Origin of the sequence: Terribacillus sp. AE2B 122 (assembly GCF_902497585.1) — a bacterium.
GTDB classification, from domain to species: Bacteria; Bacillota; Bacilli; order Bacillales; family Amphibacillaceae; genus Terribacillus; species Terribacillus saccharophilus_A.
This window is the reverse complement of the sequence record NZ_LR700946.1, coordinates 273,744-299,874: the sequence shown is the minus strand read 5'-3', so window position 1 is coordinate 299,874 and position 26,131 is coordinate 273,744. Positions and strand designations below refer to the sequence as shown.

Sequence of the window (26,131 nt, the reverse complement as noted above, 5' to 3'; positions counted from 1 at the left end):
ACGCGCACGACTCAAAATCGTGTTCCGTAAGGAGTGCCGGTTCGACCCCGGCCACCGGTATCACACAAATCATCGTAATGCCAAGCGATGAAGGACTTAGGATAATATCCTAAGTCTCTTTTTTTGATTCTAGTTGGCAAATTGAAGAAATTTATATAAAAATAGGGAATGGAGAAGTCTTTATATGTTTCACAAAGTAGAATCTTTAGAAAGTATTATTTCTATAATACCTATCATAAAAGCATCAATACCTGCAGATTTATCTATCGCCGTATGCGACATGGAGAAATTCGTAGCATATTTTCCCGGTGAAGATATCAATTTGAATATAAAAACGGGGCAAACTTTAAATCCGAAGGAACCTCTAGCAGTAGCTTTAAGAGAGAATCGATCTTTGAGAGAAGATGTTTCTGCTGACTTCTATGGATTTGAATTCACTGGTACAGCTAATTCTATTCAAGATAAACATTAAGATATAAGGCTTGCTGTTATTAATTATCTAATTACGTCAGCAATGCAACAATCATTAGTAAAAGTACTAAATCCAGCACTTTAACCGAGTGCTGGATTTAGTACTTTTTGCATCCATCTTATAATTAATCATCCAAACCCATTGACTGCTTATACCCTTGCAAATACGTTATCTCCGCAGGGCTTCCCATCTCAAATGAACTCATAGCACGGTGCCAGAGCGGATATATTGGCGCCGGGCGTGCAGGTGATTCGATAAGGTCATGCTCTTCTTGTGTTAATTTAATTTCAAATGAAGCAATGTTTTCCCTCAATTGTTCCTCATTGCGTGCTGCAATAACAATCGGCCCAACGTTTGGACGGTCTCTGATCCATGCATAGGTGATTTGAGGCACAGAAGCATTATGGTTTGCTGCGACTTCTTCCAGTGCATCAATCACTTTATAAAGTCGTTCCTGATCCTGCACCCAAGGCTCTGACCAGCCGCCGCCTTGGCGAGTGTTTTCGGGTGCTGTTTTATTCCGGCCTATCTTTCCGTTTAGAAGCCCTTCACCGAGCGGACTCCAGATCATGTTCCCAATGCCGAGTTCGGTTCCTGCTGGGAGCAGTTCATATTCTGCTTCGCGAGCTTCTGGTGTGTAATATATTTGCTGTGTAATTGGAGGGGTGTATCCAGGCTGCTGTGCGACAGTGAAAGTTCTCGCAAGTGCCCAGCCGCTATAGTTAGAAACGCCCCAATATCGAATTTTCCCTTTTTTGATAAGGTTGGTCATCGTTTCTATTGTTTCCTCGACTGGTGTGCGACCGTCCCAAAGATGGACAAAATACAAATCAAGATAATCTGTACCAAGACGCTGCAGTGTTTGGTCGATAGATGCTTCAATATTAATACGAGAAGCTCCTCCGGCGTTTGGTCCATCTCCAAGTGGAAAGCCAGTTTTTGAATTGATTAGAACTTCATCCCGGCGTCCCTTGATAGCAGCACCTAGTACACGTTCTGAATCTCCCTCGGAATAAAGGTTCGCCGTATCAAACATATTGATGCCAGCTTCTAGTGACATATCCAGCATTCTGCGCGCTTCGTCTTCTTTTACATTACCAGCAGCTTCAAAGCCATTCGTACCGCTGAACGGGATAGTTCCAAGTATATATTTTGGAACTCGAAGGCCCGAGTTGCCTAAATTAATATATTCCATGGTTGCCTCCTAATTAAAAGTTTTTTTATCATGCATCTTAAGTACCATACCCGACCATAAAATTTGTAAAACTAGCCGATATTTACGTATAGCTCTACATCAAGCAGAGGTAGTGCGTGCTGATCTTTTTCAACAGAAAAAAATTATAAAATGTTTCTAACTGATATAGAGTAATCCAGAATCAAATAGTTGTAAGGAGGATAAAGATTGAATCCTAAGAATGCAAAAGAGTATCAAAGAAATTTAAAAAGAAAAAATTAAATTGACTGAAAAGTTTAAATATATTATTATTCATACATGTCTTTATTATTTTGAATATTTATTCATTTGTTTTAAAAATACAGCAAGAAGTTAGGAGACCCCTTATGTCACAAATGCTAGCTTTAGTCATACTTACCCTTATTTTATTCATCGGTGACTTAGTCGCTGTTCGAACGAAGGCTTGGGTGCCATCTATATTTATATGTGCAATTTTATTTCTTGTAGGTTATTGGACCTTCTTCCCAGCAGATATCGTAGCAGTGGCTGGTGTTCCGCCAGTTGTGGCAACGATGATGATGTACCTTTTGATTACCAATATGGGGACATTGCTGTCGATTAAAGAATTGAAAACGCAGTGGAAAACGATTGTGATTGCACTGTCTGGTATTTTGGGAATTGTGGTTGTGCTGCTATCGGTTGGAACACTCATATTTGGTTTTGAAACAATGGTTGTAGCGATTCCGCCTTTAGTAGGTGGAGTGGTTTCTGCTCTGATCATGTCTGATGCAGCTGGTGAGGCAGGTCTTTCATCTTTGGCAGTGTTTGCTATCGTCATTTATGTGATGCAAGGTTTTGCAGGCTATCCAATTACATCATTTGTACTTAAGAAAGAAGGGAAACGACTGCTGAAGCTCTACCGAAATGGTGAGCTTCAGGTAGACGTGACTGATAAAGCGAAAGAAGAAATAGCTGCTACTGTGGAAGCAGCACCTTCCAGATGGAGATTGCCTGAAAAATATAACACTGATTTCCTCAAGTTTTTCAAGCTGGCGCTAGTTTCTTATGCAGCGTATCTTGTATCTACTCTGGTGGCACCATTATTTTCAATCAGTCCATTCGTCCTTTGCTTATTATTCGGGGTTATTGCCTCTAGTGTCGGTTTCCTTGAAAAGCAAGCCTTGCAAAAGGCAAATGGATTTGGAATTGCAATCTTAGTGCTAATGCTGTTCATCTTTGACGGATTGAATCAGGCTACACCAAGCATGATGCTTCAGATCTTGTATCCGCTTGTAGGAACCATTGTTATTGGCGTGATTGGAATGTACATCTTCTCTTTTATTGCAGGTAAAATTTTAGGAGTAAGCAAGAATATGGCATTCGCGGTTTCACTAACTGCACTCTACGGATTCCCAGCGGATTACATCATCACAAACGAAGTAATCAAGTCCTTAACTGAAGATGAAAAGGAAAGAGAAGCATTAACAAGCCGGATGCTGCCGCCAATGCTTGTGGGGGGCTTTATCACAGTAACCATCGTGTCAGTCATACTAGCAGGAATCTTTGTTGGTTTCTTGTAATAGGGAGAGAATATAACTTGAGTAAAACAAAAGAACGGATTGAACAGCATATAGAGGCTTTAGCACAATTTACTGCAACACCTGGTTCAGGTACAACGCGTCTCACATACAGCCAGGAGGACCTCCATGCCCGTAACTATATTAAAGAACAAATGAAAGCATCAGGATTGACGGTAACCGAAGATGGATTCGGCAATATATTCGGAAAGCTGGAAGGCACTCTGGAGGATGCACCTAGTGTGATGATTGGTTCTCACTTCGATTCCGTGCCGAACGGAGGAGCGTATGACGGACCAGCTGGAGTAGTGGCAGCGCTTGAGGTAGCGAATCTTTTTCAAGAAAATGATTTGAAACCGAAGTATCCGCTTGAAATTGTAGCTTTAGTGGAAGAAGAAGGCTCTCGTTTTGGCGGGGGGCTGATGGGTTCACGAGGAATTACTGGTGTGCTTAGTGAAGACGATTTTATTAGTCTTAAAGATAGGGATGGAGTTTCTACAGTAGAAGCGATGCAAAAAATAGGATTGGACTCATCGCTTCCAAAAGGAAGAGACTCAAAAACGATGAAAGCATTTCTTGAATTGCATATTGAGCAAGGTCCTATCTTAGAGGAAAAAAATATTCCTATCGGTGTTGTTGATGCAATCGTTGGGTTGACTCAATATGAAGTGACAGTCAAAGGACGGGCAGGCCATGCAGGGACTACTCCAATGGACCGTCGAGCAGATGCTTTGATAGCAGCAGCCAAAATCATCAGTCAATTGCCTGAACTTGCTGTGGAAGAAGGGAATGGCACGGTTCTCACTATAGGACGGCTAAATGTTTTTCCGAATGGAGCAAATGTCATTCCTGACAGGGTTGTATTTACGGTCGATTTACGGTCCGGGAAAGAAGAACATGTACTGAATGTGATTGAGAAGATGAAGGTATGCATAAACACACATCAAACGAATGGGATTGAGATACTAGCTGAAGAGCAGCTATATATTCAGCCTAAAACGTTGAATGAAAATATTCGCGCACTTCTTGAAGATAAGAGCAAGGAAAGTAATGTATCGTATTGCTCTATCAATAGCGGAGCAGGACATGATGCGATGATCTTTTCCGACTTCACGGACGTGGGCATGCTATTCATACCAAGTAAGGCAGGGTTAAGTCACTGTCCCGAAGAATGGTCGGACTCGGAGCACATAGCAAAAGCTACAGGAATTTTCTATGAAGCTGCGAAGGAGTTAACCGAGGTAAAGGAAGAGTAAATAGCGTTACAAAGTTAGCAAGACGATTCAGAGCTAGGCGCCATCCAGAAATGGAAAGTGCCCAGCTCTCTTTTTATGTGGATATAATGGAATCGTAAGGGAGCTTATCCAGGATTAAGTGTCTCATAAAGAAGTTTTAATTTCCCATCCCCGTAAAAAGAAAACAATAATTTATGAAAATATATAATTATTCACAATATTTTAATGATAAATTAATAGTATGCTTCTACAATTATGTAGAAGAGTCGACAAGGTTGGCATATTGGAATAGTGCACACATTGTCGGAAATTCACTATTAATTTGGGGGTATCGATCTTATGAAGGGTAAGAAGCGTTTTAAGTTTTCACTAAGCAGTGCTGCCATTATAGCTATTTTATCATCAATTGTTTTACCGACCAGTACATATGCAGCTGATGAAAATGGGAAAGATTTTTCTTTGACAATCATGCACATGAACGATACGCACGCGCGTGTGGAGCCGCTGCCGAATATGGTGACAGCGGTAAAAGAAGTTCGCGAACAGAAGCCAGATGCTTTGTTATTTAATGCAGGTGATGTTTTTTCAGGGACACTCTATTTCAACCAATTCCAAGGGCAAGCGGATTTAGCTCTTTTGAACATGATGGATATTGATGCAATGACGTTCGGGAATCATGAGTTCGATCTTGGTTCCAGTGAGAACGGTCATGCTTCTCTGTCCAAATTTATCGAAGGTGCGAATTTTCCTTTTGTTTCTGCAAACGTAGACTTGTCTGCTGATCCTTTCGCGAGCGGCCGAGTGAGCAATACATTTACAGAAGAAGCGCAGGATAGCATTGTATACGATGGAATGGTTAAAGAAGTAAACGGAGAGAAGATTGGAATCTTCGGGCTGACAACAGAGGAGACTTTGATGACTTCCAGTCCTGTTGATGCACAAATTACTAATTATAAAGCCGAAGCAGAGCGAGCAGTTGCATCGTTTGAGGAAATGGGCATTGATAAAATCGTAGCCATCACACATCTTGGCTATGACAGCAACCCTGCAGTCGGTAATGATTTGATGCTGGCAGAGCAGGTTGACGGAATTGATGTCATTGTTGGCGGTCATTCTCATACACAGTTAAACGAGCCGACAGTTGTTACCACGGATGAAAATGGTGCTGCAAAAGATCCGACAGTTATTGTACAGGCATATCAGTATGCGCAATATTTAGGGGAGCTCGATGTAAACTTTAATGAGCAAGGCGTTGTAACTGGCTCATCTGGTCATTTGATTGATGTAACACAGAAACAAGCTGATCCAGAAGCACTTAACACGCTTAGCGCTTTTAAATCAGAAGTTGATGAGGTATCCAATCAAGAGACAGGTGCAATAGCGCAAAAACCGCTTACCAACCCAAGACTTACCGACAGTAATGTAAGTGTGCGGGCAAACGAAACGGAATTAGGTAATCTAATTACGGATGCTATGCTTGTAAAAGCACAGGAAAAAATGCCGGAAGTGTCTATCGCTATGCAAAATGGCGGCGGAATCCGGGCAGCAATTGATCAAGGGCCGATTACTGTCGGTGAAGTGATTACTGTATTACCGTTCGGAAATGACCCGGCGGTTGTGCAATTGACTGGAGATGAAATCAAGCAGATTCTTGAGTACAGTGTTCGATTAGCTCCGGAAGAAAGCGGCGGCTTCCTGCAGGTTTCCGGTATGAAATTTGCGTATGACAGCACGAAGGAAGCAGGTTCCCGTATTGTAAGCATGCAAGTGAAAACTGGTGAAGAATATGTGGATATTAGTCCGGATCAATCTTACTACGTTACAACGAATAACTTCACTGCAAAAGGCGGGGACGGTTATGAAGTATTCGCCCAAGCATATGCAGATGGGCGTGTACAAGATCTAGGCGAGATCGATTGGGAACAATTCCGTGATTATATGGTGGAGGATCTGAAAGGTGTAGTCAATCCAGTCATTGAGGGTCGTATTACGGACTTGTTAGGAGCAGATCCCGAACCGATAGAACCACCTGTTGAGGAGCCAAATGAGGAAGATCCAGTAACCCCAGATCCGAATGAAGAAACTCCAGATCCAAATGATGAAGGTAACGATCAAGAAGAGAACCCTGGAGACAAACCACAGGAAGATCCGAAAGATGACGATAAGCCGACTGACGAAGATAAAAATAATCAAGATGATAAAGACAGCACACCACCGCCAAGCAGCCAAAATAACGGTGGCAATGGCAGCAACTCAGGCGGAAGCATCGTGAAAGTTTCTGATGACAAAACGAGTCCAGCCTACAGTGGAAGTGGAAGTAAGCTGCCAAACACGGCCACGAATATGTATACGTACATGCTGGCAGGAGCAGTATTGCTTGCAGCAGGTGTTGTTACCTTTATCTTCAAAAGAAAGAAAGCGAAAGCTTAACTAATACAAATAAGGATGCTGCATGATGCAGCATCCTTATTATTTTATAACTGTTCAGCTTCTTCTTCTCTATTAACCTTATTAACCAAAGCCTCTTCAGCCATCTTAAATCCTTCAATGACGGTATCTTCCTCGACTTCAATCATGATACAGCGTTTATTGTTGAAGACAACTTGCCGTACATAGCGCAGATCTTCTGGACTGATTGCGATATTAGCAACCTTTGTTTTGATTTTAATAGATTTTGAATTGTACTTCGGCAATACACTGGTTGCCTTCATTTCATATTTCTCATCATCGATGACCTTTTGATAAGCGGTTTCCACTTTTTCCGGGGTCACATCTTCTACGCCACTCATTGTCAGGACGCGTTGGATATCCTGTCGATCAAGCTTCGGTGCTTCGTCTTCTTCATTTTCTTCTACTACGCGATTGATTTCCTCATACACACTTGCAAGGGCAGAGGTATTAAGCTGATCACCAGTAATATCTTTGACGATCTCTTCAAAGACACTTTTATCATCTCTTGCTGTCATGATTTCTTCGGCATTCAATACATCCTCGATAAATGCTGTGTCTGGCTCAAATGCTTTTGCTGTAGAGTACAGCACATGGTTTACATCAGCGGCGCTATCGTTGAAGCATGGGAACAAAAATCCTGATAGCGGTGCTTGCAGATTGATAACAGGGTTTACTGTGACATTGTACTTGAATTCTCTTTCCACATAGTCAAATTCCAATTCCTTTTTCGGTTCCTGTGTCTTATTGATGCTGCAAAGCAGGAAGGAGTGGGAGTACATCGTATCATTGGCGCTTTCCTCTGAATCATCACCCTGACGTTTCTGGGCTTTCAGGTATTCTGCCTTAATGAATGAAATGACCACATCGTGCTCATATTGTCTGTCCTCCAGCATTTTAGCAACAAGCGCAAGCATGTCGTTTGTCCATTCCTCAACATCATTCGTAAGTAAGCCGCGATGCAGGATGAACTGACTGCTGTCTTCTACGTCACGTTTGAATTTCAGCTCGAATAACTTTTCATCCGGTTGGCCCGCAAGTACTTTTTTGAAGTTACCTAGGAATAGCTCTTGCTGATCCTCATCGAGCATACCGAATGGCATACTTTCATGATGATAAATGTCACTTGATTCTTTCATGACATATACGTTAAAAATATCAGAGATTTTAAGTTTATCATTGCCTTTTTTAAATTGCCTGCGAATAGTTGCGATGTCTTTTTTATTCATATCGATTCCCGTTCCTTATATAGAGTGAAAAGCATGTTCACTTATTTTAACATAGAGCTAGATTGCAAAACGGCACTTTTAATGTAGGTTTTTGAAATATATGAAATTACTTTTTGGATAATTATGTTAAAATCTAAAGAAAAATCATATATCAAAAAGAGCTTTAGAATGAAATATATTTTTTCTCTAGAGAATGCAGAAGAATATGAAAAGTATCAGATGATTTCAGAACAATTTAAAGAGAAACTTTCCGCTTACCAGAGTGTACTCCAAACAAAATACAAATTAGTAGACTTGCCAAAAGCAATCATCTGGACTACTCCGGATCTGGCAACATCCGTTTTTTCTGAATTGCCGATCCCAGCTTTTACGAATAAGGACATCATTTATATAACACCTGAGCTCTCTGCGTGGAAAACACTGTTTCTCAAACAATTAGAAGGTCAAGACTATCCTGAAATAAGGGCTTTCTATGAGCAGATATCCAGTAATCAAGTATTGGCAATAGCAGGGCATGAATTGACACATCATTCGGATTTATTTTTGGATGATTTTGAAGATGATAGAGGAGATGGCATCTGGTTTGAAGAAGGAATGTGCGATTATTTATCCAGAAAGCATCTGTTAGAAGAGCAGGAATTTGAGGATATCAGCAATATCGAATACAAGCTTATAAAGCTATTTAAAGACAAGTATGGAAATCATTCATTGGAGGATTTCGGCAGCAGTTCCTATAAGGGAAGTCTAACCAGCATAATGTTTGATTATTGGCGAAGCGGATTTACTGTTAAATATTTGGTTGAAAGTAAGTTTCAAAACGACGTATTGCGTGTGTTTGAGGAATATCATAGATGGGATAGGGAAGGGCGTAAGGTAACATTATTGGAATACTTTGGTGTGGTAAATTTATTCGATTAGAACATTTAAGCTGCCTAAAGAGAGGAGACTATTAATCTCCTGTCTTTTTATCATATGTATAGTTAGATAACTGACTTGAAAACATATCGAGCGCCGCTGGTTCTTTTGCAATGATCTTACATCCACGGTCGTCATAGATGAAGAAGATAATATCCGTACTTTTATTGATAAAAATGATATCCGGATAGCCGTCATACTCTTTGAATCTTGGTTTAAGCGGCGAGAAGTCCTCGTTGCATGCTGCTTTCAGCAGCAAAGAAATACGTGTATCTGCCGGCTTGCATTGCAGGGAAAGCAAGGAGATAAAGAGCTGCAAGAGGCCGGAAGGGAAGAGATGATATTTTGGACGACGAAAAACAGCCCATATTAAGTGGGCTGTTTTATATTAGTCAAAACTTCTTTTTCTTGTACAAGAGGAATCCTCACGGCCGAAGCGCATATATCTTTTTTCTAATGGAAGTGAACAGTCAGGAGTATTCACTGAACTATCTTAACTAGTTTTAAACTATCAGTTTGTCCTGTTTAGAATGTTATACGCTTTTTAGTGGGAGTGATTTTTTACCAGAATTTTACTATCAGCTGACAAAAAGAAAGTATTACTACTAAATAAGGAAAGAGAATAGTTAAGAAAAGGAGTCAGGTTGCAATTATGTATTTATATTAACTGTAATATACATTGCGGCCATATGAGATAAAAATAGGTGAATATTATCTTGAGAAGGTTCCATTCTTTTTAAGATATCTAAAATTGTGTACAGCTCATCATCAGATGCATCAAGTAACTCTGCAACAATAAATTGGCTATCCATAATATGAAAAATATTATTATGTTCCAAAGTATAACTTCTAGTAGTGGTTAAATGTTTGGTTAAGAAATCGGAACAATCTTTCTTTAAACTCATATTTATATCACATCCTTTAATGATAATAATTTGCATATAGACGAATTCAACCCAAAATATTAAATGAAGTAAAGAAAAGTTATATTACTCGCAATGAGATTCTTTAGAAAAATATTGACTAAAAGTTTATTAGAAGATATGCTGTACCCAACTTAAAATGTAATCATTACGTTTTGAAGGAGGGAATTCTAATATACACTTCCGATTCGGTATATGCAAGAAATGGGGGTCTCAGATAACAAAAGATTCGTAGTGGTTTGATTGACAATATTAAGTTCGTTAACGTAGTGGAATTTAACATCTGTTTCCGTTTATCAATAATTTGGACATACGCGAGGACATCCAATTTTTATACGTCGGGAATGATGTGTTGTGAATAGAAGAAAAGCACTAGAGATCTTAAAAGAAAATGGTTATAGACAAACAGTTCAGAGAGATAAGTTACTTCAAATATTTGAAAAGAACTTAGATTATACTGCTGCTATTGTTGTATGGAAAGAGTTCAATTTAAAGTTCGCAGGAGCAAGTTACAATACTTTATATCGCAACCTTTATACCATGGTAGAAATAGGTATCTTAGAAATGACTATTATAGATGGTTTGAAGAATTTTAGATTCCATTGTAATGCTGAAGGGCATAACCATCATTTCATCTGTAAAAAATGCGGACATACTAAATTAATTGAAGTTTGCTTATTAGAAAATGTACGGAATGTGTTACCGAAAGATTACACAATCGGCAACCACCTTTTTGAAGTTTACGGGATATGTCCTGCTTGTAAATGATTGAAGGAATATAAAGGTTTTTTGAAAAATACAATCATACCAGTAATAGAATTTAGTATAGATAACTATAAATGCTTAACTATCGCATCGAAATGATCAGAATTTCACCTATAAAATTTGATACGAAGTCCATTAAGAACTTAATACACTTTTTAACACACGATTTACTTCTTCAAGTCATACCTTTCTAAGTATCGAAAAAAACTGTTTGGTCTATATCTATCTAAATTAATAGTGCTAACTCTATCTATTTCTAAATATTTAACTGAAACTTAATTCCACACCTCTAACCAAATGTGTGTGTACCGAACTCCTCTTTGATAAGTTATGTCTTTCCTCATGACATTTTAAGCTCCTTTCAATTACGTGTATCCATATCTTTTTCTCTATATTTTTTAATCTTCATCCGACATATCTACCGATTTCTGTTGGAGTTGGAAAAAAGTATATTTAATCTTGACAATTGGTAAAAGTGCGTATAGTCTTTAAAGCGTAAAGATTACGATTACGATACCGTTATGGAGAGAGGAAGAACACAGTTGAAGAAATTATCTTTGTTTATTAGTTTATTGGCTTTAAGCACAATATTAGTTGCTTGCCAAGATTCAGAAGAAGAAGCAGCTACTAATAATGCCTCAGAAACAGAAGAGACAGAAGTACGGGAGCCAGGAGAAATTACGGTAGAAGGATTAGGTGATCATTACCATACCGGAGATACGATTGAATTAACTGCTGTACTCAGTGAAGATGTTGATTATGATCACTGGCATTGGTACATAAAAGAAAGTGATCAAACGGAATGGGAAGCGGCTTCTGGTCAAGAGGGTGAAACCTTTACAGGGGAAGCAACTGCTGATGGCTTAGAAATTAAAGCTACACTTTACGATGATAATCATGAAGTGTATGCAGAGTCCGAGCCAGTTACCATTGTTATCGACGATCACCATGGTCATGATGAAGAAAGCAGTAACATTTATGAAGGTATCTTTGAAGATGAACAAGTGAAGAATCGTGAATTATCTGATTGGGAAGGAGATTGGCAGTCTGTATACCCTTACCTTTTGGATGGTGACTTAGACGAAGTCTTTGAACACAAAGCAGAAGAAGGCGATATGACAGCGGAAGAATACAAAGAATACTATACAACTGGATATGAAACAGATGTAGAACGTATCACCATTGATAATGGTAATGTGACGTTTTTCCGTAATGGACAAGAATCCCAAGGTGAGTACGAATACGATGGATACGAGATTCTTAATTACGAAGCGGGTAATCGAGGCGTACGCTTTATTTATAAGCTAGTGGGCGAAAATGATGACATGCCAAACTATATTCAATTCAGTGACCACAACATTTTTCCAACAGATTCACATCACTATCATTTATATTGGGGAGACGATCGTGAAGAATTACTAGAAGAGGTTACACATTGGCCAACTTATTATCCTTCTAATTTAGACGCAGATGATATTGTCCGTGACCAATTAGCGCATTAAGCAGAGAGGAGAAGAGAAGCAAAATGCTTTTCTTCTCCCTGCTTTTGTCTTACTTCTTAATATCGCAAAGGAGAGTTTATAGTGAATCCCAAAATACTCCGAACCTTATTAGTTCTTTTTACTGTAACAGCAGTTCTTTTCGGTTGTCAGTCACAAGAAACCCAAGAATCCCCTAACAATGAAGAAAGCAAGATTTCCGTTATAGCTTCTTTTTTGCCTATGTATGAATTCACTAAGAATGTAGCTGGAGATCGAGCGGATGTGCAGCTAATGGTCTCCGAAGGACAAGATGCACATCACTATGAACCTAGTGCACAAGATGTAGCAGCTGTAAACGAAGCGGATGTATTTGTTTACAGCAGTGAAGAAATGGAGTTTTGGACAAAAAGTTTATTTAATACCGTAGAAAATGACGACCTTATCATTTCACGTGCCGCAGACGGACCGGATAAATCGGACATAGATAGTGTACAAATTGAAGGTGCGGCTGACCACTATCACACTGGAGATGAGATCGCGCTAACGGCAAAGTTATCAGGAGATGCAGATTATGATCACTGGCATTGGTATCAACGAGCAAATGCAGATGAAGAATGGGTAGCTATTTCTGGACAAGGAACAGAAATATTTAGCTATGATGCTCCGGAAGAAAGTTTTGAAGTTGAAGCAGTTATTTATGATAATAATCATAATGTTCATGCAGAATCTGAACCAGTAGAACTTAATATTGACAATCATGATTCCTCTGTGCAGGAGGAAGAGCACGAAGGACATGAACATGAAAATCACAGTGATGCAGAAGAAGGAGAAGAAATAACGATTGCGGGCTTGGCAGATCATTATCATACAGGCGATGTTGTGACACTTGTTGCCGAGAGTGAAGAGGCAGATTATGAAAACTGGAAATGGTTCATGAGAGAAGATGCAAATCAAGATTGGGAAACCGCGTACCAGATCAAGAGACTGAGCGTTTTGAATATAAAACAACAGGAGAAAGCTTTGAAGCGAAGGCTGTACTTTATGATAATGACAATAATGTCCACGCAGAATCAAGTCCGGTTTCTGTGTTGATTGATGACCATGAGAATCAAGATCCTCATATATGGCTTGATCCGGTATTGGCGCAAGATCAAGTCCTTGCTATTCGTAATGCCTTAATCGAAGCAGATCCAGATGGAAAAGAAATTTATGAAGAAAACGCAGAAGCTTTTGTGGAAGAGCTTAAGGCTTTAGATGAAGAATATCGGACTACATTGGAAGATGCTGAAAATCGAGCTTTTGTCGTACAGCATCAAGCATTCGGCTACCTTGCAGAACGTTATGATTTAGAACAAATTGCGATAGGCGGGTTATCTACTGAAGTAGAACCAAGTCCATCCCGAATTGCTGAAATTGGTGAGTTAGTTCAAGAACACACCGTTCCAGTTATTTATTATCAACAAGGGGCTAGCTCATCTATCGCTCAAACTGTTGCGAATGAAACAGGGACAGAAACGGCTATCTTATATGATTTAGAGGTGCTTTCTGAGGAATTATTAGCTAACGATTTGGGATATTTGGAAGCAATGCGTCAAAACCTAGAAGCATTACAAGCTAGCATCAATTAAACAAGTAAAATGAGAAACAGGCTTTATAAAATGAGGTTGACCATTGATGCCTTATTGGTGGTTAACCAAGCTTATCTCAGTGTTAGTGTCCAAAGTATCCGTTTGTCTAGTATTGTGAAGTGGAGTTCGTAAGGATATTTAGCAGGTGATAGCATTCTATAGAGTTTTGTTTCTCTTTACATTGAAAAGAATAGAAAGGTAGATATATATAATCATGTACTATATTAAAGTAGATGAACTTGCTTTTCATTATGAAAAGGAACCTGTTCTAACAGGTATTTCATTTGAATTAAGCCCAGGAGACTTTGTGATGCTGACAGGCGAAAATGGAGCTGCTAAAAGCACTTTAATACGTAACATTTTGGGCTTACTAAAGCCCACAACCGGACAAGTTAGCTTATCGCCCAAAAATCGTTTCGGAGAGAAGTTAATGATTGGATATGTCCCTCAACAAGTGGCTTCGTTTAATGTTGGCTTCCCCAGTACAGTATGGGAATTAGTTCAGTCTGGTCGTTATCAAAGAGGCAAATGGTTTAGAAAATTAACTAAAGAGGATAAAGAACAAGTTAGGCATGCCCTTGAATCGGTTGGAATGTGGGATATGCGCTACAAAAAGATCGGCGAATTGTCGGGTGGACAAAAACAGAGAATCTCTATAGCACGTGTTTTTGCTACAGACCCAGATCTGTTTGTATTGGATGAACCTACCACAGGAATGGATACTAAATCACGTGAGGAATTTTACAAGTTATTAAAGCATCACAGTGAGTCGCACGGGAAGGGAATTTTGATGGTTACACATGATCACGATGAACTTCGAAAGTACTGTAATAAGCATATTGAACTTATACGAAAGGAGGGATTACCTTGGAGATGTTTCTCTATGGATTCATGCAAAGAGCTTTCCAAGCCTCAATTATCATCTCAGTAATTGCTCCAATGCTAGGATTGTTTCTTATATTACGAAGGCAGTCACTTATGGCAGACACCTTAGCCCACGTTTCATTAGCTGGAGTCGCATTAGGACTATTAATCAGCATCAACCCAACCTGGACAAATATCTTGATGGTTGTAGCAATTGCAGTACTGCTGGAATATATGCGCATGTTATATCGGACATATTCCGAAGTTTCTATTGCCATATTGATGTCAGGAGGAATGGCTTTAGCATTGTTTTTAATCAGTTTGAATCAAGGTAGTACGGCACTGAATATCAACCAATTTTTATTTGGATCGATTGTGACAATCAGTATGGAGCAGGTCTGGATACTATATATATTGGCAGGTATCATTTTGGGCTTATATCTAATATTTCGTAAGGCAATGTATGTAATGATTTTTGATGAAGAAACGGCATTTACTGCTGGCTTGCCTATAAAAACTATGTCAATCTTATTCAACGTGTTAACTGGGGTAACCATTGCTATTATTATGCCGATTGTAGGTGCATTATTAGTATCAGCAATTTTAGTTATACCTGCAGCGATCTCTATGCGCTTGAGCAGAAGTTTTTCAAGCACAATTGTAATAGGAATACCTATTACGTTAATTGGTATGCTAAGCGGATTAGTAACTTCTTATGAGTATGGTACTCCACCGGGTGCAACCATTACCTTGATCCTTGTTACTGTCCTGGCAATTATAACTATCTGTAAAAAATTAGCAAAAGTATTCAAGATGAACAAAGGTTTGTATAAGAAGCAGCTCTAAAATATCGATCTATTCAATGTGTGGAATAGGTCTCTAGTCCCGTCAGTTCACGCTTCTCATTCTCAGAATATATCAGCCTTCTGTATTTAATACCGTCTGGTTATAGTAGACTGCCGAAGCTGCACTGGGTCTTTCATTTCGCCTCTTTTGATAAGAGCAAAGATTCATGCGGTGAATGTATATAAAGTATTCAGACTTGTCTACCTAGTTTGTGCAATTCCTTAATTGTTCTGTTAAGCTGAAGGAAGAAAGACACTTTTGCTTGTACAAGAGGAGGATAACCGATGAAAAAGATAATTAATCGACCAGAGGATGTTGTCCTGGAGATGTGTCACGGATTGGTATTGGCTCACCCGGAACTCGAGCTATTGAAGAAGTATAAAGTGATAAAACGGAAACAGCTGCAAACAGATAAAGTCACCTTGATCAGCGGAGGAGGCAGCGGGCACGAGCCTTCCCATGCAGGCTTTGTCGGAGAAGGTATGCTGGATGCAGCGGTATGCGGTGATATGTTTGCATCTCCTTCGCAAATACAAGTATATCAAGCTATCAAGGAAACAGCAGGAAAGAATGGGACGCTGCTTATAATCAAGAATTACAGCGGTGATATTATGAACTTCAAAAATGCAGCCCACCTGGCTAAAGAAGATGGGTTGGAAGTGGATTATGTAAAAGTTGATGATGATATCGCTGTGGAAGATAGTCTGTATACAGTCGGAAGACGCGGTGTTGCTGGAGTCGTGCTTGTACATAAGGTTGCTGGAGCAGCTTCAGCTGCGGGCCGTGACTTACAGCAGGTAAAGGCGGTAGCTGAGAAAGCAGTTTCACGGACGCGCAGCATTGGTGTTGCCTTAACATCCTGTACCTTACCAGGAGGTGAACCGACCTTTAAGCTTGCTGAGGATGAGATGGAGTATGGAGTCGGGATTCATGGTGAACCTGGTATACGACGGGAAAAAGTTCTTTCAGCCGACGAACTAGCCAAACGGATGGTCGAGGATCTGCTGAAGGAAGGACAGCCTGAGGAAGATGCGGCTTTGTTGATTAATGGATTTGGCGGCACACCATTACAGGAATTGTATCTGTTCAATCAATCTGTCAATCGTGAACTGGCCGAACGGAATATCAAGATAAACCGGATATTCGTAGGCAATTATATGACTAGTATTGATATGGCAGGTGTGTCGGTAACGATCATGTCACTTGATGATGAACTGCGTACTTTGCTATCCAGCCAATCAAATACACCGGCTTTCAAAATTGACGGACCTATAGAGCAACCTGCGTTTTCTGAATTCAAAGAAACAGTAGATAATGCGGATGTTTCTTACCAAGTAGAAACGGATAGCTCATATGCACAAGTAAAAGAGGACTCTATCTCATTGGAAAACATAATCTACTTAGTGGATAAAATGAGCGAGATTATCATTGAAAATGAATCAGCCTTCAACAAGCTGGATACACATGCAGGAGATGGTGATTTCGGTAATAGTGTAGCGAAAGGCTTCCGTCAGTTGAAACGAGAATGGAAACAGATAATCGGTCAAGATGACCTGACGATAGCTGGTTTCCTCGATGCCTCTTCCATGGTGATCATGGAGCATTGCGGTGGTGCATCAGGTCCGATCTGGGGCGGTGCATTCCGAGCTGCTGGAAAAGCAGCTGAAGGAAAGCAAGAGCTCTCTGTAGCAGAATTCGCTGAACTGCTGCAGCGTGTCGTCTCGGCTATCCAAGATATTGGGGAACGATCATTTGGTCGTGGAGCCGAGGTTGGAGATAAAACATTGATCGATGCGCTTGCTCCATGTGCGGACAGCTGGAACCAGAGTGCTGCAGCTAGTGAAAACGTGCAGACAGCCTTCAAAAAAGGAGCCGAAGCTGCAGTGACTGGTGCGGAGAAGACAAAGGAGATTGTTGCACGGATGGGGCGCGCGGGTACGGTTGGAGAGCGCAGTCTTGGTCATCCGGATGCTGGGGCGCATGCATTGGGAGTTATCTTTACAAAGTTGGCTGATAGTTTGAGAGGGTAAACAGTACAAGAAGCGGTATTTATGGAGATTAGTAAAAGGCTGTGGAGCAAGCTCCACAGCCTTTTACATACGTTGTCATCAAGTAATAAATAAAAACTATATGCTATTATTCGCAAATCTATTTCTTATTAGCTGATAGGTTGTTATATATTGGTAGTGAATCATGAAAGGAGCGGAACAAATGATAGAAGGTTTATATGAAGCTCATCTTCCAGTACGTAATTTGCAAGAATCCATCAAATTTTATCAAGGTTTAGGCCTGGAGCTTTCCCATATCCATGAAGATAGGTTGGCTTTCTTTTGGATTACAAAGAACCATAGCTGGCTGGGTCTCTGGGAATCAGATAAAGCGGAGCTTGCCTATCATCCGTCAATCAGACATGTTGCATTCCAAGTAAGTTTGGAAAATTTAAAAGGTGCATCCGAATGGTTAAAAGAGAGAGGCTATCAGCCGAGAGAAGCTTTCGGATTTGGCCCCCATGAGCCTTTTGTGATGGCGCATGATGGAATGGCACATGCAAAGATTCATTTTAATGATCCGGATGGAAACAGTCTGGAGCTGATTGCGAGGATAGATAACCCCAACAATGTTACTTCAAGGATGTATTTGAGTGAATGGGAGAAAGAAAACGTTATGAATTAGAGCGCAGAATAGAAAGGGGGGAGTCCGAAAAATGACTAATCGTTTACTTGAAGCCTTATCCATCTCTCATCCAATTATCCAAGCACCCATGGCTGGAGGAATAACAACAGCAGAATTAGTGACGGCTGTATCTGAAGCAGGCGGATTAGGGATGATAGGTGCAGGTTATCTGGAAGCTGAAAGTACTCGTCGCCAAATACAAGAAATAAAAGCTGGAACAAACAAACCTTTTGGTATCAATTTGTTTGTACCAAGTCCTTACAAAGAAGAGAAGGATGTAATTACTAAAGCGCAGCTATCGCTTAAGCCTTTTCTAGAGAAACTAGGCTCATCAGTTATAGAGAGTCAATTCACATCATATGAACAGACCTTAGAGATATTCCTTAAGCAGGTGAAAGTCATAATAGAAGAACAGGTACCAGTCTGTTCTTTCACTTTTGGGATGCCTTCTCCTGATGTAATCCACTCTTTAAAGCAAGCGGGCACATACACCATCGGCACAGCAACTACTCTGTCAGAGGCGCTGGCAATTGAGGCAGCTGGAATGGATGCAGTTGTCCTGCAGGGAAGCGAGGCAGGTGGTCATCGGGGCAACTTTTTAGCGGGAGTGGAACAAAGCATGATTGGACTGATGGCACTCATACCGCAAACTGTCGATCAGGTGAACATTCCGGTCATTGCCGCAGGAGGTATAATGGACCGTCGCGGCGTGCAAGCGGCCCAATGTTTAGGCGCCCAAGCAGCACAACTCGGAACTGCGTTTTTAACATGTACAGAAAGCGGTGCAAACACATTACATAAACAAGCGATTCTAGAGGGGCAGCAAGAGGACAAGACAACATTGACGAAAGCGTTCTCTGGCAAGGCAGCCAGAGGAATCGAGAATGACTTTATCCGTAACATGCGGAAGGTTGAACAGGAACTGCCGGAATTTCCTATCCAGAATACATTGACAAAGGCTATCCGATCCGAAGCAGCACAAAACAATGATAGAAATATGATGTCGTTATGGTGTGGGCAAAACCCAAATTTAGCTGAGCCTATCACTGCAAAGCAACTGGTGCATAAACTAGTAGACGAGGAATAAAATACGATAACGGATAATAGGTGATAGTCTTGGAAAAATGGCTCGAATGGGCAAGAAGAATACAGGCAATCTCCCAAGCTGGGCTGCATTTCTCTAAAGATGTATTTGATCGGGAGAGATATGCGGAACTGCAGCAGCTCAGTGCGGAGATCATCGCAAACTATACAAAGCAGTCGGCAGAGGACGTTGAGAAGACACTTGCAGCAGAAAAAGGATATCCAACCCCGAAGCTGGATATACGCGGCGTTGTTTTCCGGGAAGGGAAGCTACTGTTAGTGAAAGAGAAGATGGATGAACGATGGTCACTGCCGGGCGGTTTTTGTGAGGTAGGGCTATCGGCCAGTGAGAATGCTGTAAAGGAAATCAAAGAGGAGTCGGGGTACGACGTTGTGCCGAAGAAGCTTTTAGCGGTGCTGGATTCGGATAAGCATACTGATAAGCCGCAAATGTTTCACTACTACAAGATCTTCCTGCAATGCGAGGTTGTCGGCGGTGGAGCGCAAGAAAGTGTGGAGACGAGTGAAATAGGCTTCTTTGGCGAAACGGAGCTGCCGCCATTGTCGTTAAAGAGAAATACGGAAGCTCAAATCAAGATGCTGTTCGAATCTCTGCGAGATCCAAACAAACAGAGTGTATTTGATTAATCAGGACCTTTTCAGTGCCAAAACGAAAAAAAGATTGGAGGTGTAATCATAACTACTATCATTTATATGATTAGACATGGCGAATCGCCTAAGGTAGGTAATGAAAGAACGAGAGGTTTGACTGACAAAGGAGAGCAGGATGCTATAAAGATTGCCGAATCCTTAAAGGAAGAAGGAGTTGAAGTTTTTGTTTCTAGTCCGAACACACGTGCGGTTGAAACAATTCGTGGCTTGGCAGAACGTGTGGGAAAAGAAATTGAGAAAATCGAGGATCTTCGGGAACGTGTTTTTGCTTCTGGGGATACGCGGATTTCTGATGAGGAACTATTACCTTTGTTGAAGAAATCATTTGCTGATCCTAACTTCTCCTTGCTAGGAGGGGAGTCGAATGCAGCATGTCAGAAAAGGGCTGTAGCAGTATTGGAGGATTTAGTGAGAATCTATCAGGGTTCTAAAGTAGTGATAGGTACACATGGTGCTGTCATGACACTGATGATGGGGTATTATGACAGTCGGTATGAATTGGACTTCTTGTTACAATCATCTAAGCCAGACGTCTATAGGATGGAGTTCAATGGTCTTGAACTGCTTGGGATAAAAAGGGTATGGAACTGATCTTGTTATAGTACATAAAAAAGCAACCTGCCCATGCAGGTTGCTTTATTTATAATGTGATTCTCGCTTTCTCCTCTGCACCAACAGGATAGAAGCAAGCCACTTCCTGTCCCGGTACGCCGCGCTCTTCCGGAACGGGGATGTTCGTTTTGCAGAATTCCGTCGCTTTCGGGCAGCGGGTGTGAAACACGCATCCTGATGGCGGATTGGCAGGGGAGGGTAGTTCGCCTTTTAAGACGATGCGCTCCCGTGCGCGTTCTTTGTCTGGATCCGGCAGCGGCACCGCGGATAACAGTGCATTTGTATAAGGATGCTGCGCGTGTGTCTGGAAAGATTCCCGATTGGATCTTTCCATCACTTTGCCGAGGTACATGACGGCGACACGGTCAGCAATGTGATTGATGACGGAAAGGTCGTGTGCGATGAATACATACGTCAAATTCAATTTCTTTTGAAGATCCTGAAATAGATTGATCACTTGAGCTTGGACAGATACATCGAGTGCGCTGACTGGTTCGTCACAGACGATCAGCTGCGGCTCCAGAGCAATGGCGCGGGCGATTCCGATCCGCTGGCGCTGACCGCCAGAGAATTCATGGGGCAGCCGGTTATAATGGTCATCCGGATTCAATCCGACGAGTTCCATCAGCTCTTTGACGCGCGATTCCAGGTTCTTGGTCCTTTTGTACGCCTTAAGCGGAGCAGCAATGCTTTCGCTCACTTTCATACGCGGATTCAAACTTGTATACGGATCCTGGAAAACCATTTGCATATTGCGGCGCAGCTCATAAAGCTCCTTGGAAGATGCGCCTGTATAGTTGTTTCCCTCAAAGAGAATGTCTCCAGAAGTAGGCTTCTGCAGTCCGACGATGCTTCGGGCAAGCGTACTTTTCCCGCAGCCTGATTCTCCAACAATCCCTAGAGTCTCACCTTTTTTCACAGTCAAATCAATACCATTCAAGGCTTTTACATGACCTGTTGTTTTTTGTAAAACGCCGTTCTTAATCGGAAAATGGACGTGCAGATCTTTAATTTCCAATAATGAGGTCATGACAGTAGCACTCCTTTCCGTTCGGCAACAGCACGTTTTTCTTTATCGAATTCAGGCTTGCTGAGTATACACGCAGCCGAGTGGTTTGTACCTCGTTCTGCGAGCGGCGGATCTGTTTGCAGACAAGCATCGCGTGCAAACGGGCAGCGAGGATGAAAATTACATCCTTTTGGCGGGTGAATCAGATTCGGCGGATGACCCTCGATATGCAGCAGTCGTTCGGAGCCGGCTGCATCAAGTCTTGGAATCGAGCGCAGCAGCGACCACGTATATGGCATGGCCGTATCATAAAAAATATCTGCTGTACTGCCGGACTCGACAATTTTGCCGGCATACATGACAAGAATACGATCTGCTAGATTTGCTACGACGCCAAGGTCATGGGTGATCATGATGATGGCTGTTCCGTATTTTTTTTGGATACTTTTCAATAGTTCAATGATTTGGGCCTGGATCGTTACATCCAAAGCTGTCGTCGGCTCATCGGCGATAAGCAGCTTCGGTCTGGCAGCAAGTGCAATGGCGATCAGAACGCGCTGGCGCATCCCGCCGGAAAACTGATGTGGATAATCCTGCATCCGTCGTTCTGGATCTGGAATGCCGACATCTATCAGCAGCTCGATTGCTTTTTGGCGAGCTTCTTTTTTCGAAAGCTTCTGGTGTGTCTGAATGGCTTCCATCAACTGTCTGCCTATCTTGAAGACAGGATTAAGGCTCGACATTGGGTCTTGAAAGATCATGGCAATTTCTTTTCCACGCAAATTACGCAGACGCTTCTTATCCATTTTCAGGATGTTCTCGCCTTCAAAAAGGATTTCTCCTTTCGGATAAGTTGCTGGAGGCTCCGGATTTAGCTTTGTCAGCGAGTGGGCGAGCACACTTTTCCCGCTGCCGGATTCCCCGACAATGCCGATTGTCTGCCCGGCTTCGAGCCGGAAGGATACACCATCAACCGCTTTGACGAGGCCAGCTGGTGTATCCAGGTGTACATGCAGATTGTTCACTTCTAGCATAATGAAACCTCCTCTAGGCAGCTGGTGCTGTTTGCTTTGGTTTGCGTTTTCGTTTCTTCTTGACGCTATGCGGATCGAAAGCATCACGGAGACCGTCACCGAGTATATTCAATGACAAAACAGTAATGACGATTGCGATACCAGGAAAGATAGAGAACCAAGGAGCGATCGTGATATAAATTTGTGATTCCTGCAGCATATTACCCCAGGTCGGTGTTGATGGATTGACTCCGACACCGAGGAAGCTTAGTGCTGCTTCTGCCAGTATTGCTTTGGCAAAGATGAAAGTACTTTGCACAATAATCGGAGAGAGTACGTTTGGCAGGATATAACGGAAAATGATCACTACATTATTCGTTCCGGTCGTTCTTGCTGCTTCAATGTATTGTGCGTTTTTGATTTGCAGCACGGCAGAGCGGACAACACGTGCCATGACTGGAAAGAAGGCAATTGTCAGGGCGATGACGATGTTCGTAATGCTTCCGCCTAAGGCTGCAACGAGAGCTAAAGCAAGTAAAAGGGCAGGGAAGGCAAGGAAGCCATCTACAATCCGCATTAGGATAAAATCAGTTTTCCGGAAATAGCCGGATACAAGGCCGATCAGTGTGCCGATTATAGTCGCCGCGACAGCAACAATGACGCCGACAGCGAGTGACACGCGAGCTGCAACGACAACCCGGGCAAAGATGTCACGCCCGAAATCATCTGTACCGAACCAATGGGTGCCAGATGGTGCAAGCAGGCGCTGGTTAGCGTCTATCGCTGTGGGGGAGACCGGCAGCCACACATTGGCAGTTATCGTCGCTAATGCAACGAGTAAGAAAATCGTAAGAGCTATAATATTCCTCTTCTTGGACATCATCGTTTATGTACCTCCTTCGGCTCAGTCATAGCGGATCCTCGGATCAAGAAATGCATACAAAAGGTCGACGATTAAGTTGACCAGGACGTAAATCGCGGCAATAAATAACACGACACCTTGAATTACCGGGTAGTCCCGTCGGTGAATCGAGTCGATTAAAAGCTGCCCGATGCCTGGGATAGTGAAAAGTGTTTCAATAATAACCGTCCCGCCTAGCAGACCGGCGACCGTGGCACCAAGAACAGTTGTAGTCGGGATGAGCGCATTGGAGAAAACATGCTTCATCAAGACATCGCGTTCACGAACGCCTTTTGCCCGTGCTGTTTTTGTATAATCCTGGTTTACGGAATCAAGCATGCTGTCCCGGAGCATTCGGGCAATGATACCGATTTCCACTAATGCCAGCACAAAAGCAGGCAGCAGCAAATGGTAGATCCATGGACCGAAGCCTTCGGCAAGCGGCATATAGCCGGCGACCGGGAAGATCGGGAATGTCACACCGAACACGAGCACAAGCAAAATTGCCAGCCAGAATTCTGGAATTGATACACCTAGAAGGGAAGCATTGGTAAATAATGGATCGAGAATCGTTTTGCGCAGGGACACAATCAGTATCGCAAGCGGAATGGAGATGACCAAAATAAAGAGCAGGGACAATACCATCAAGCTAATAGTCGGTCCAAAGTTACCAAAGATCAGTTCCGTAACTGGCTGGGCAGAGTAGACACTCGTCCCTAGGTCACCTGTGATGACTTGTTTGATCCAGTCGAAGAATTGGATATACAAAGGCTCATTCAAACCAAGCTGTTCTTCCAGCTGTGCGATGGCTTCCGGTGAAGCGTCTTCTCCAAGGATGATGAAAGCTGGATTTCCGGGTGTCAAGTGAACGAGCAGAAATACAATGATGCTGACAACAAGCATAACTGGTATGACAGATAGTAGCCTGCGAATCGTGTAATTAAGCACATACGTCACTCCTTTATTTAGAAATGGAAGAAAATCGCCAGCGGTAACGCAGGCGATTTTCTCGGGGCATTACTGTGATTTCCATGTATTCCAGAAGCGAGGACCATACCAATCATCATAATCCTGCAACTTGGAAGTGCGTGCATCCAGAGTGGAAAGGTTACTTACTTTCTCAAATGGAAGCTCGTCATAGATCGTCTTGTTCAGCTCAGCGAGAATCTCTTGCTGGGCTGCTTCATCTTCTGCTTCACCCCACTGTGCGATAAGCTCTTGCCAGCGTTCGCTGTTGTACCAGCCGCTGCTGTTGGAATCCTGGCTTACTACACCAGCTTGATTAGGCGAGAAGAATGGAGACCAGCCGACTACGACCATATCCCAGTTAGCGCCATCGCTCCATTTTTCCAGGTAAGTTGCCCATTCATAGGACTCCAGCTCAACGTTGAAACCGACTGCTTCAAGCTGCTGTTCTGCGATTTCGGCAATTTTCTTATACTCTGCATGGTCATTAGAGAAGATGATCTTCACTGGCTGCCCATCATAAGAGCTCTCCTCAAGCAGTTTTTTAGCTTCATCCTGATTAAAGGCCTCGAAGTTATCGATGTTTTCATCCGAATAAAGAGCTGTCTGATCTGGTGTAAACAAGGCACCATCTAAATTATAAAACTCGCTGTTGCCGTAAGTTGCTTTGGCAATGGCTTCTTTATCAAGTGCAGCGTGAAGTGCTTCTCTGACTTGAATGTCATCGAAAGGTGCTTCTGACTTATCAGGTGTAATGACGGAATAGCCGTTGCTGGAAATAGCTGGTTCGACATTCGGTGTCGTATCAACTACATCATACAAATCAAGCGGAATGGATTGTACGTAATCATATAAATCTGTCTTCAAACCGTTAAGCATAACTTGCGGGTCCTTTACGATTTTAAAGTGAATTGTATCCAGGTATGCAGTTTTCTTACCTGTCAAACCGCCCCAGTCTTCTTCTTCACGAGATTGATAGTCTTTGAATTTGGATAGAATAATCTCATTCCCACGCTTCCAGGAATCAAATTTGAATGGACCTGTACCGATCAGCTGCTCGTTTGTCAGCGGCTGTTCGCCTGCTGCTTCAGCAATGTCAGCTGGAATAATGACTGCTGATGCTTTTGGTGCGGACATATCAGTAAGCAAAGCGGTATACGGATCGTTAAGCGTAATGACCAATGTCAGGTCATCTGTTGCTTCAACTGAATCAACATGCGTTGCAGTGATTTTACCGACAGAGGAGACCTTCAGCCAGCGATTGATTGAAGCCTTCGCATCTTCAGCTGTAACGTCTTGCCCGTTATGGAATTTCAATCCGTCACGAAGCGTGATCGTGTAAGTCTTCTTATCATCACTAACAGTGTAATCGTCAGCAAGCAAAGGGCGTACTTGATAATCATGATCCAGTGCAAACAAACCTTCATAAATATGCCAGCCGATCTTCCTAGTAGCACTTTCTCCGGAATACATCCAGTCTAGCGTATCAGGGTCAGCAGTCATCGCAACGTTCAAGTCGCCGCCTTCCACAGGGTCCCCGCCGCTTGCGCCGGAACTGCTACTGGAATTGCTGGAGCACCCGAACAGGGCGATGGTGGCCATTAAGCCGAATAATATAAGTGCAAACTTCTTATTCAATATAATT

The 26,131-nt window shown here is 42.1% G+C and carries 24 protein-coding genes and 1 pseudogene; 16 read left to right on the top strand and 9 right to left on the bottom strand.

The features are described from left to right. The first annotated feature begins 184 nt into the window (after positions 1 to 184). Positions 185 to 472: a hypothetical protein gene (locus tag AE2B122_RS13905; RefSeq protein WP_095272458.1), complete on the top strand. Its 288-nt coding sequence runs from the start codon at positions 185 to 187 to the stop codon at positions 470 to 472. A gap of 124 nt (positions 473 to 596) precedes the next feature. Here the strand turns inward: AE2B122_RS13905 and AE2B122_RS13900 are convergent, their stop codons facing one another. Continuing rightward, entirely contained in the window at positions 597 to 1,667 is a 1,071-nt protein-coding gene (locus tag AE2B122_RS13900) for an aldo/keto reductase (RefSeq protein ID WP_095219667.1), read from the bottom strand. 365 nt (positions 1,668 to 2,032) lie between these two features. Here AE2B122_RS13900 and AE2B122_RS13895 point away from each other — a divergent pair, with 365 nt between their 5' ends. The 3 genes from AE2B122_RS13895 to AE2B122_RS13885 all read left to right on the top strand — a co-directional run bounded on the left by AE2B122_RS13895 (position 2,033) and on the right by AE2B122_RS13885 (position 6,888). After that, entirely contained in the window at positions 2,033 to 3,226 is a 1,194-nt protein-coding gene (locus tag AE2B122_RS13895) for a hypothetical protein (protein WP_175074450.1), read from the top strand. Positions 3,227 to 3,243: 17 nt separating this feature from the next. Next, positions 3,244 to 4,479 carry a Zn-dependent hydrolase gene (locus AE2B122_RS13890; protein WP_175074449.1) on the top strand — a complete coding sequence of 412 codons (1,236 nt, stop codon included), beginning with the start codon at positions 3,244 to 3,246 and terminating at the stop codon, positions 4,477 to 4,479. 318 nt (positions 4,480 to 4,797) lie between these two features. Further along, the gene (locus AE2B122_RS13885) at positions 4,798 to 6,888 is read left to right on the top strand and encodes a bifunctional UDP-sugar hydrolase/5'-nucleotidase (protein ID WP_175074448.1); all 2,091 of its coding nucleotides are present in this window, start codon (positions 4,798 to 4,800) and stop codon (positions 6,886 to 6,888) included. A gap of 44 nt (positions 6,889 to 6,932) precedes the next feature. On the opposite strand, the gene AE2B122_RS13880 is transcribed toward AE2B122_RS13885, so the two are convergent. After that, positions 6,933 to 8,135, bottom strand: coding sequence for a DUF4317 domain-containing protein (locus AE2B122_RS13880; RefSeq protein ID WP_095272444.1), 1,203 nt, complete (start codon positions 8,133 to 8,135; stop codon positions 6,933 to 6,935). A 168-nt stretch (positions 8,136 to 8,303) separates the two neighbouring features. Here AE2B122_RS13880 and AE2B122_RS13875 point away from each other — a divergent pair, with 168 nt between their 5' ends. Then, positions 8,304 to 9,053, top strand: a complete 750-nt coding sequence (locus tag AE2B122_RS13875) for a hypothetical protein (protein WP_175074447.1) — start codon at positions 8,304 to 8,306, stop codon at positions 9,051 to 9,053. A 100-nt stretch (positions 9,054 to 9,153) separates the two neighbouring features. Here the strand turns inward: AE2B122_RS13875 and AE2B122_RS13870 are convergent. Next, positions 9,154 to 9,345 (bottom strand): annotated as a pseudogene (locus AE2B122_RS13870) (hypothetical protein); the annotation flags it as partial. Between the two features lie 355 nt (positions 9,346 to 9,700). After that, a complete protein-coding gene (locus tag AE2B122_RS13865) occupies positions 9,701 to 9,955 on the bottom strand; it encodes a hypothetical protein (RefSeq protein ID WP_175074446.1) in 255 nt (84 codons plus the stop codon). A gap of 372 nt (positions 9,956 to 10,327) precedes the next feature. Between AE2B122_RS13865 and AE2B122_RS13860 the strand changes: the two genes are divergently transcribed. From AE2B122_RS13860 to AE2B122_RS13815, 11 genes are all read left to right on the top strand, one after another. Continuing rightward, on the top strand, positions 10,328 to 10,741 hold the full coding sequence (locus AE2B122_RS13860) for a Fur family transcriptional regulator (RefSeq protein WP_175074445.1): 414 nt from the start codon (positions 10,328 to 10,330) through the stop codon (positions 10,739 to 10,741). A gap of 539 nt (positions 10,742 to 11,280) precedes the next feature. Continuing rightward, positions 11,281 to 12,240: a metal-binding protein ZinT gene (locus AE2B122_RS13855; protein WP_254593511.1), complete on the top strand. Its 960-nt coding sequence runs from the start codon at positions 11,281 to 11,283 to the stop codon at positions 12,238 to 12,240. 81 nt (positions 12,241 to 12,321) lie between these two features. Next, the gene (locus tag AE2B122_RS19245) at positions 12,322 to 13,311 is read left to right on the top strand and encodes a metal ABC transporter solute-binding protein, Zn/Mn family (RefSeq protein ID WP_254593510.1); all 990 of its coding nucleotides are present in this window, start codon (positions 12,322 to 12,324) and stop codon (positions 13,309 to 13,311) included. Beyond that, positions 13,308 to 13,847, top strand: a complete 540-nt coding sequence (locus AE2B122_RS19240; protein WP_254593509.1) for a metal ABC transporter solute-binding protein, Zn/Mn family — start codon at positions 13,308 to 13,310, stop codon at positions 13,845 to 13,847. Before AE2B122_RS19245 ends, AE2B122_RS19240 begins: the two co-directional genes overlap by 4 nt. Before the next feature lie 214 nt (positions 13,848 to 14,061). Then, on the top strand, positions 14,062 to 14,778 hold the full coding sequence (locus AE2B122_RS13845) for a metal ABC transporter ATP-binding protein (RefSeq protein WP_175074443.1): 717 nt from the start codon (positions 14,062 to 14,064) through the stop codon (positions 14,776 to 14,778). Next, the gene (locus tag AE2B122_RS13840; protein ID WP_217468090.1) at positions 14,715 to 15,557 is read left to right on the top strand and encodes a metal ABC transporter permease; all 843 of its coding nucleotides are present in this window, start codon (positions 14,715 to 14,717) and stop codon (positions 15,555 to 15,557) included. The genes AE2B122_RS13845 and AE2B122_RS13840 overlap by 64 nt, the downstream gene beginning before the upstream one ends. Before the next feature lie 284 nt (positions 15,558 to 15,841). After that, positions 15,842 to 17,587, top strand: coding sequence for a dihydroxyacetone kinase subunit DhaK (gene dhaK, locus AE2B122_RS13835; RefSeq protein ID WP_175074442.1), 1,746 nt, complete (start codon positions 15,842 to 15,844; stop codon positions 17,585 to 17,587). A 181-nt stretch (positions 17,588 to 17,768) separates the two neighbouring features. After that, entirely contained in the window at positions 17,769 to 18,230 is a 462-nt protein-coding gene (locus AE2B122_RS13830) for a VOC family protein (protein WP_175074441.1), read from the top strand. A gap of 31 nt (positions 18,231 to 18,261) precedes the next feature. Then, positions 18,262 to 19,317, top strand: a complete 1,056-nt coding sequence (locus tag AE2B122_RS13825) for a nitronate monooxygenase family protein (RefSeq protein WP_175074440.1) — start codon at positions 18,262 to 18,264, stop codon at positions 19,315 to 19,317. A 29-nt stretch (positions 19,318 to 19,346) separates the two neighbouring features. Further along, positions 19,347 to 19,961: an NUDIX hydrolase gene (locus tag AE2B122_RS13820; RefSeq protein ID WP_371809650.1), complete on the top strand. Its 615-nt coding sequence runs from the start codon at positions 19,347 to 19,349 to the stop codon at positions 19,959 to 19,961. A 48-nt stretch (positions 19,962 to 20,009) separates the two neighbouring features. Beyond that, complete coding sequence (locus AE2B122_RS13815) at positions 20,010 to 20,576, top strand: histidine phosphatase family protein (RefSeq protein WP_175074463.1); 567 nt, start codon at positions 20,010 to 20,012, stop codon at positions 20,574 to 20,576. Between the two features lie 49 nt (positions 20,577 to 20,625). On the opposite strand, the gene AE2B122_RS13810 is transcribed toward AE2B122_RS13815, so the two are convergent. The 5 genes from AE2B122_RS13810 to AE2B122_RS13790 form a co-directional block, all read right to left on the bottom strand. Next, positions 20,626 to 21,627: an ABC transporter ATP-binding protein gene (locus AE2B122_RS13810; RefSeq protein WP_175074438.1), complete on the bottom strand. Its 1,002-nt coding sequence runs from the start codon at positions 21,625 to 21,627 to the stop codon at positions 20,626 to 20,628. Continuing rightward, positions 21,624 to 22,640: an ABC transporter ATP-binding protein gene (locus tag AE2B122_RS13805; protein WP_175074437.1), complete on the bottom strand. Its 1,017-nt coding sequence runs from the start codon at positions 22,638 to 22,640 to the stop codon at positions 21,624 to 21,626. The genes AE2B122_RS13810 and AE2B122_RS13805 overlap by 4 nt, the downstream gene beginning before the upstream one ends. Before the next feature lie 13 nt (positions 22,641 to 22,653). Next, positions 22,654 to 23,502, bottom strand: a complete 849-nt coding sequence (locus AE2B122_RS13800) for an ABC transporter permease (RefSeq protein ID WP_175074436.1) — start codon at positions 23,500 to 23,502, stop codon at positions 22,654 to 22,656. 21 nt (positions 23,503 to 23,523) lie between these two features. Then, on the bottom strand, positions 23,524 to 24,468 hold the full coding sequence (locus tag AE2B122_RS13795; protein ID WP_175074435.1) for an ABC transporter permease: 945 nt from the start codon (positions 24,466 to 24,468) through the stop codon (positions 23,524 to 23,526). 69 nt (positions 24,469 to 24,537) lie between these two features. Further along, a complete protein-coding gene (locus tag AE2B122_RS13790; protein WP_175074434.1) occupies positions 24,538 to 26,124 on the bottom strand; it encodes an ABC transporter substrate-binding protein in 1,587 nt (528 codons plus the stop codon). Positions 26,125 to 26,131 lie beyond the last annotated feature (7 nt).

Bases quoted from the DNA above. Each gene is read 5' to 3' on its own strand.
- AE2B122_RS13885 (WP_175074448.1), top strand. From the start codon at position 4,798: ATGAAGGGTAAGAAGCGTTTTAAGTTTTCACTAAGCAGTGCTGCCATT.
- AE2B122_RS13845 (WP_175074443.1), top strand. From the start codon at position 14,062: ATGTACTATATTAAAGTAGATGAACTTGCTTTTCATTATGAAAAGGAA.
- AE2B122_RS13830 (WP_175074441.1), top strand. From the start codon at position 17,769: ATGATAGAAGGTTTATATGAAGCTCATCTTCCAGTACGTAATTTGCAA.
- AE2B122_RS13900 (WP_095219667.1), bottom strand. From the start codon at position 1,667: ATGGAATATATTAATTTAGGCAACTCGGGCCTTCGAGTTCCAAAATAT.
- AE2B122_RS13895 (WP_175074450.1), top strand. From the start codon at position 2,033: ATGTCACAAATGCTAGCTTTAGTCATACTTACCCTTATTTTATTCATC.
- dhaK (WP_175074442.1), top strand. From the start codon at position 15,842: ATGAAAAAGATAATTAATCGACCAGAGGATGTTGTCCTGGAGATGTGT.
- AE2B122_RS13810 (WP_175074438.1), bottom strand. From the start codon at position 21,627: ATGACCTCATTATTGGAAATTAAAGATCTGCACGTCCATTTTCCGATT.
- AE2B122_RS13825 (WP_175074440.1), top strand. From the start codon at position 18,262: ATGACTAATCGTTTACTTGAAGCCTTATCCATCTCTCATCCAATTATC.
- AE2B122_RS13875 (WP_175074447.1), top strand. From the start codon at position 8,304: ATGAAATATATTTTTTCTCTAGAGAATGCAGAAGAATATGAAAAGTAT.
- AE2B122_RS13800 (WP_175074436.1), bottom strand. From the start codon at position 23,502: ATGATGTCCAAGAAGAGGAATATTATAGCTCTTACGATTTTCTTACTC.
- AE2B122_RS13805 (WP_175074437.1), bottom strand. From the start codon at position 22,640: ATGCTAGAAGTGAACAATCTGCATGTACACCTGGATACACCAGCTGGC.
- AE2B122_RS13880 (WP_095272444.1), bottom strand. From the start codon at position 8,135: ATGAATAAAAAAGACATCGCAACTATTCGCAGGCAATTTAAAAAAGGC.
- AE2B122_RS13865 (WP_175074446.1), bottom strand. From the start codon at position 9,955: ATGAGTTTAAAGAAAGATTGTTCCGATTTCTTAACCAAACATTTAACC.
- AE2B122_RS13905 (WP_095272458.1), top strand. From the start codon at position 185: ATGTTTCACAAAGTAGAATCTTTAGAAAGTATTATTTCTATAATACCT.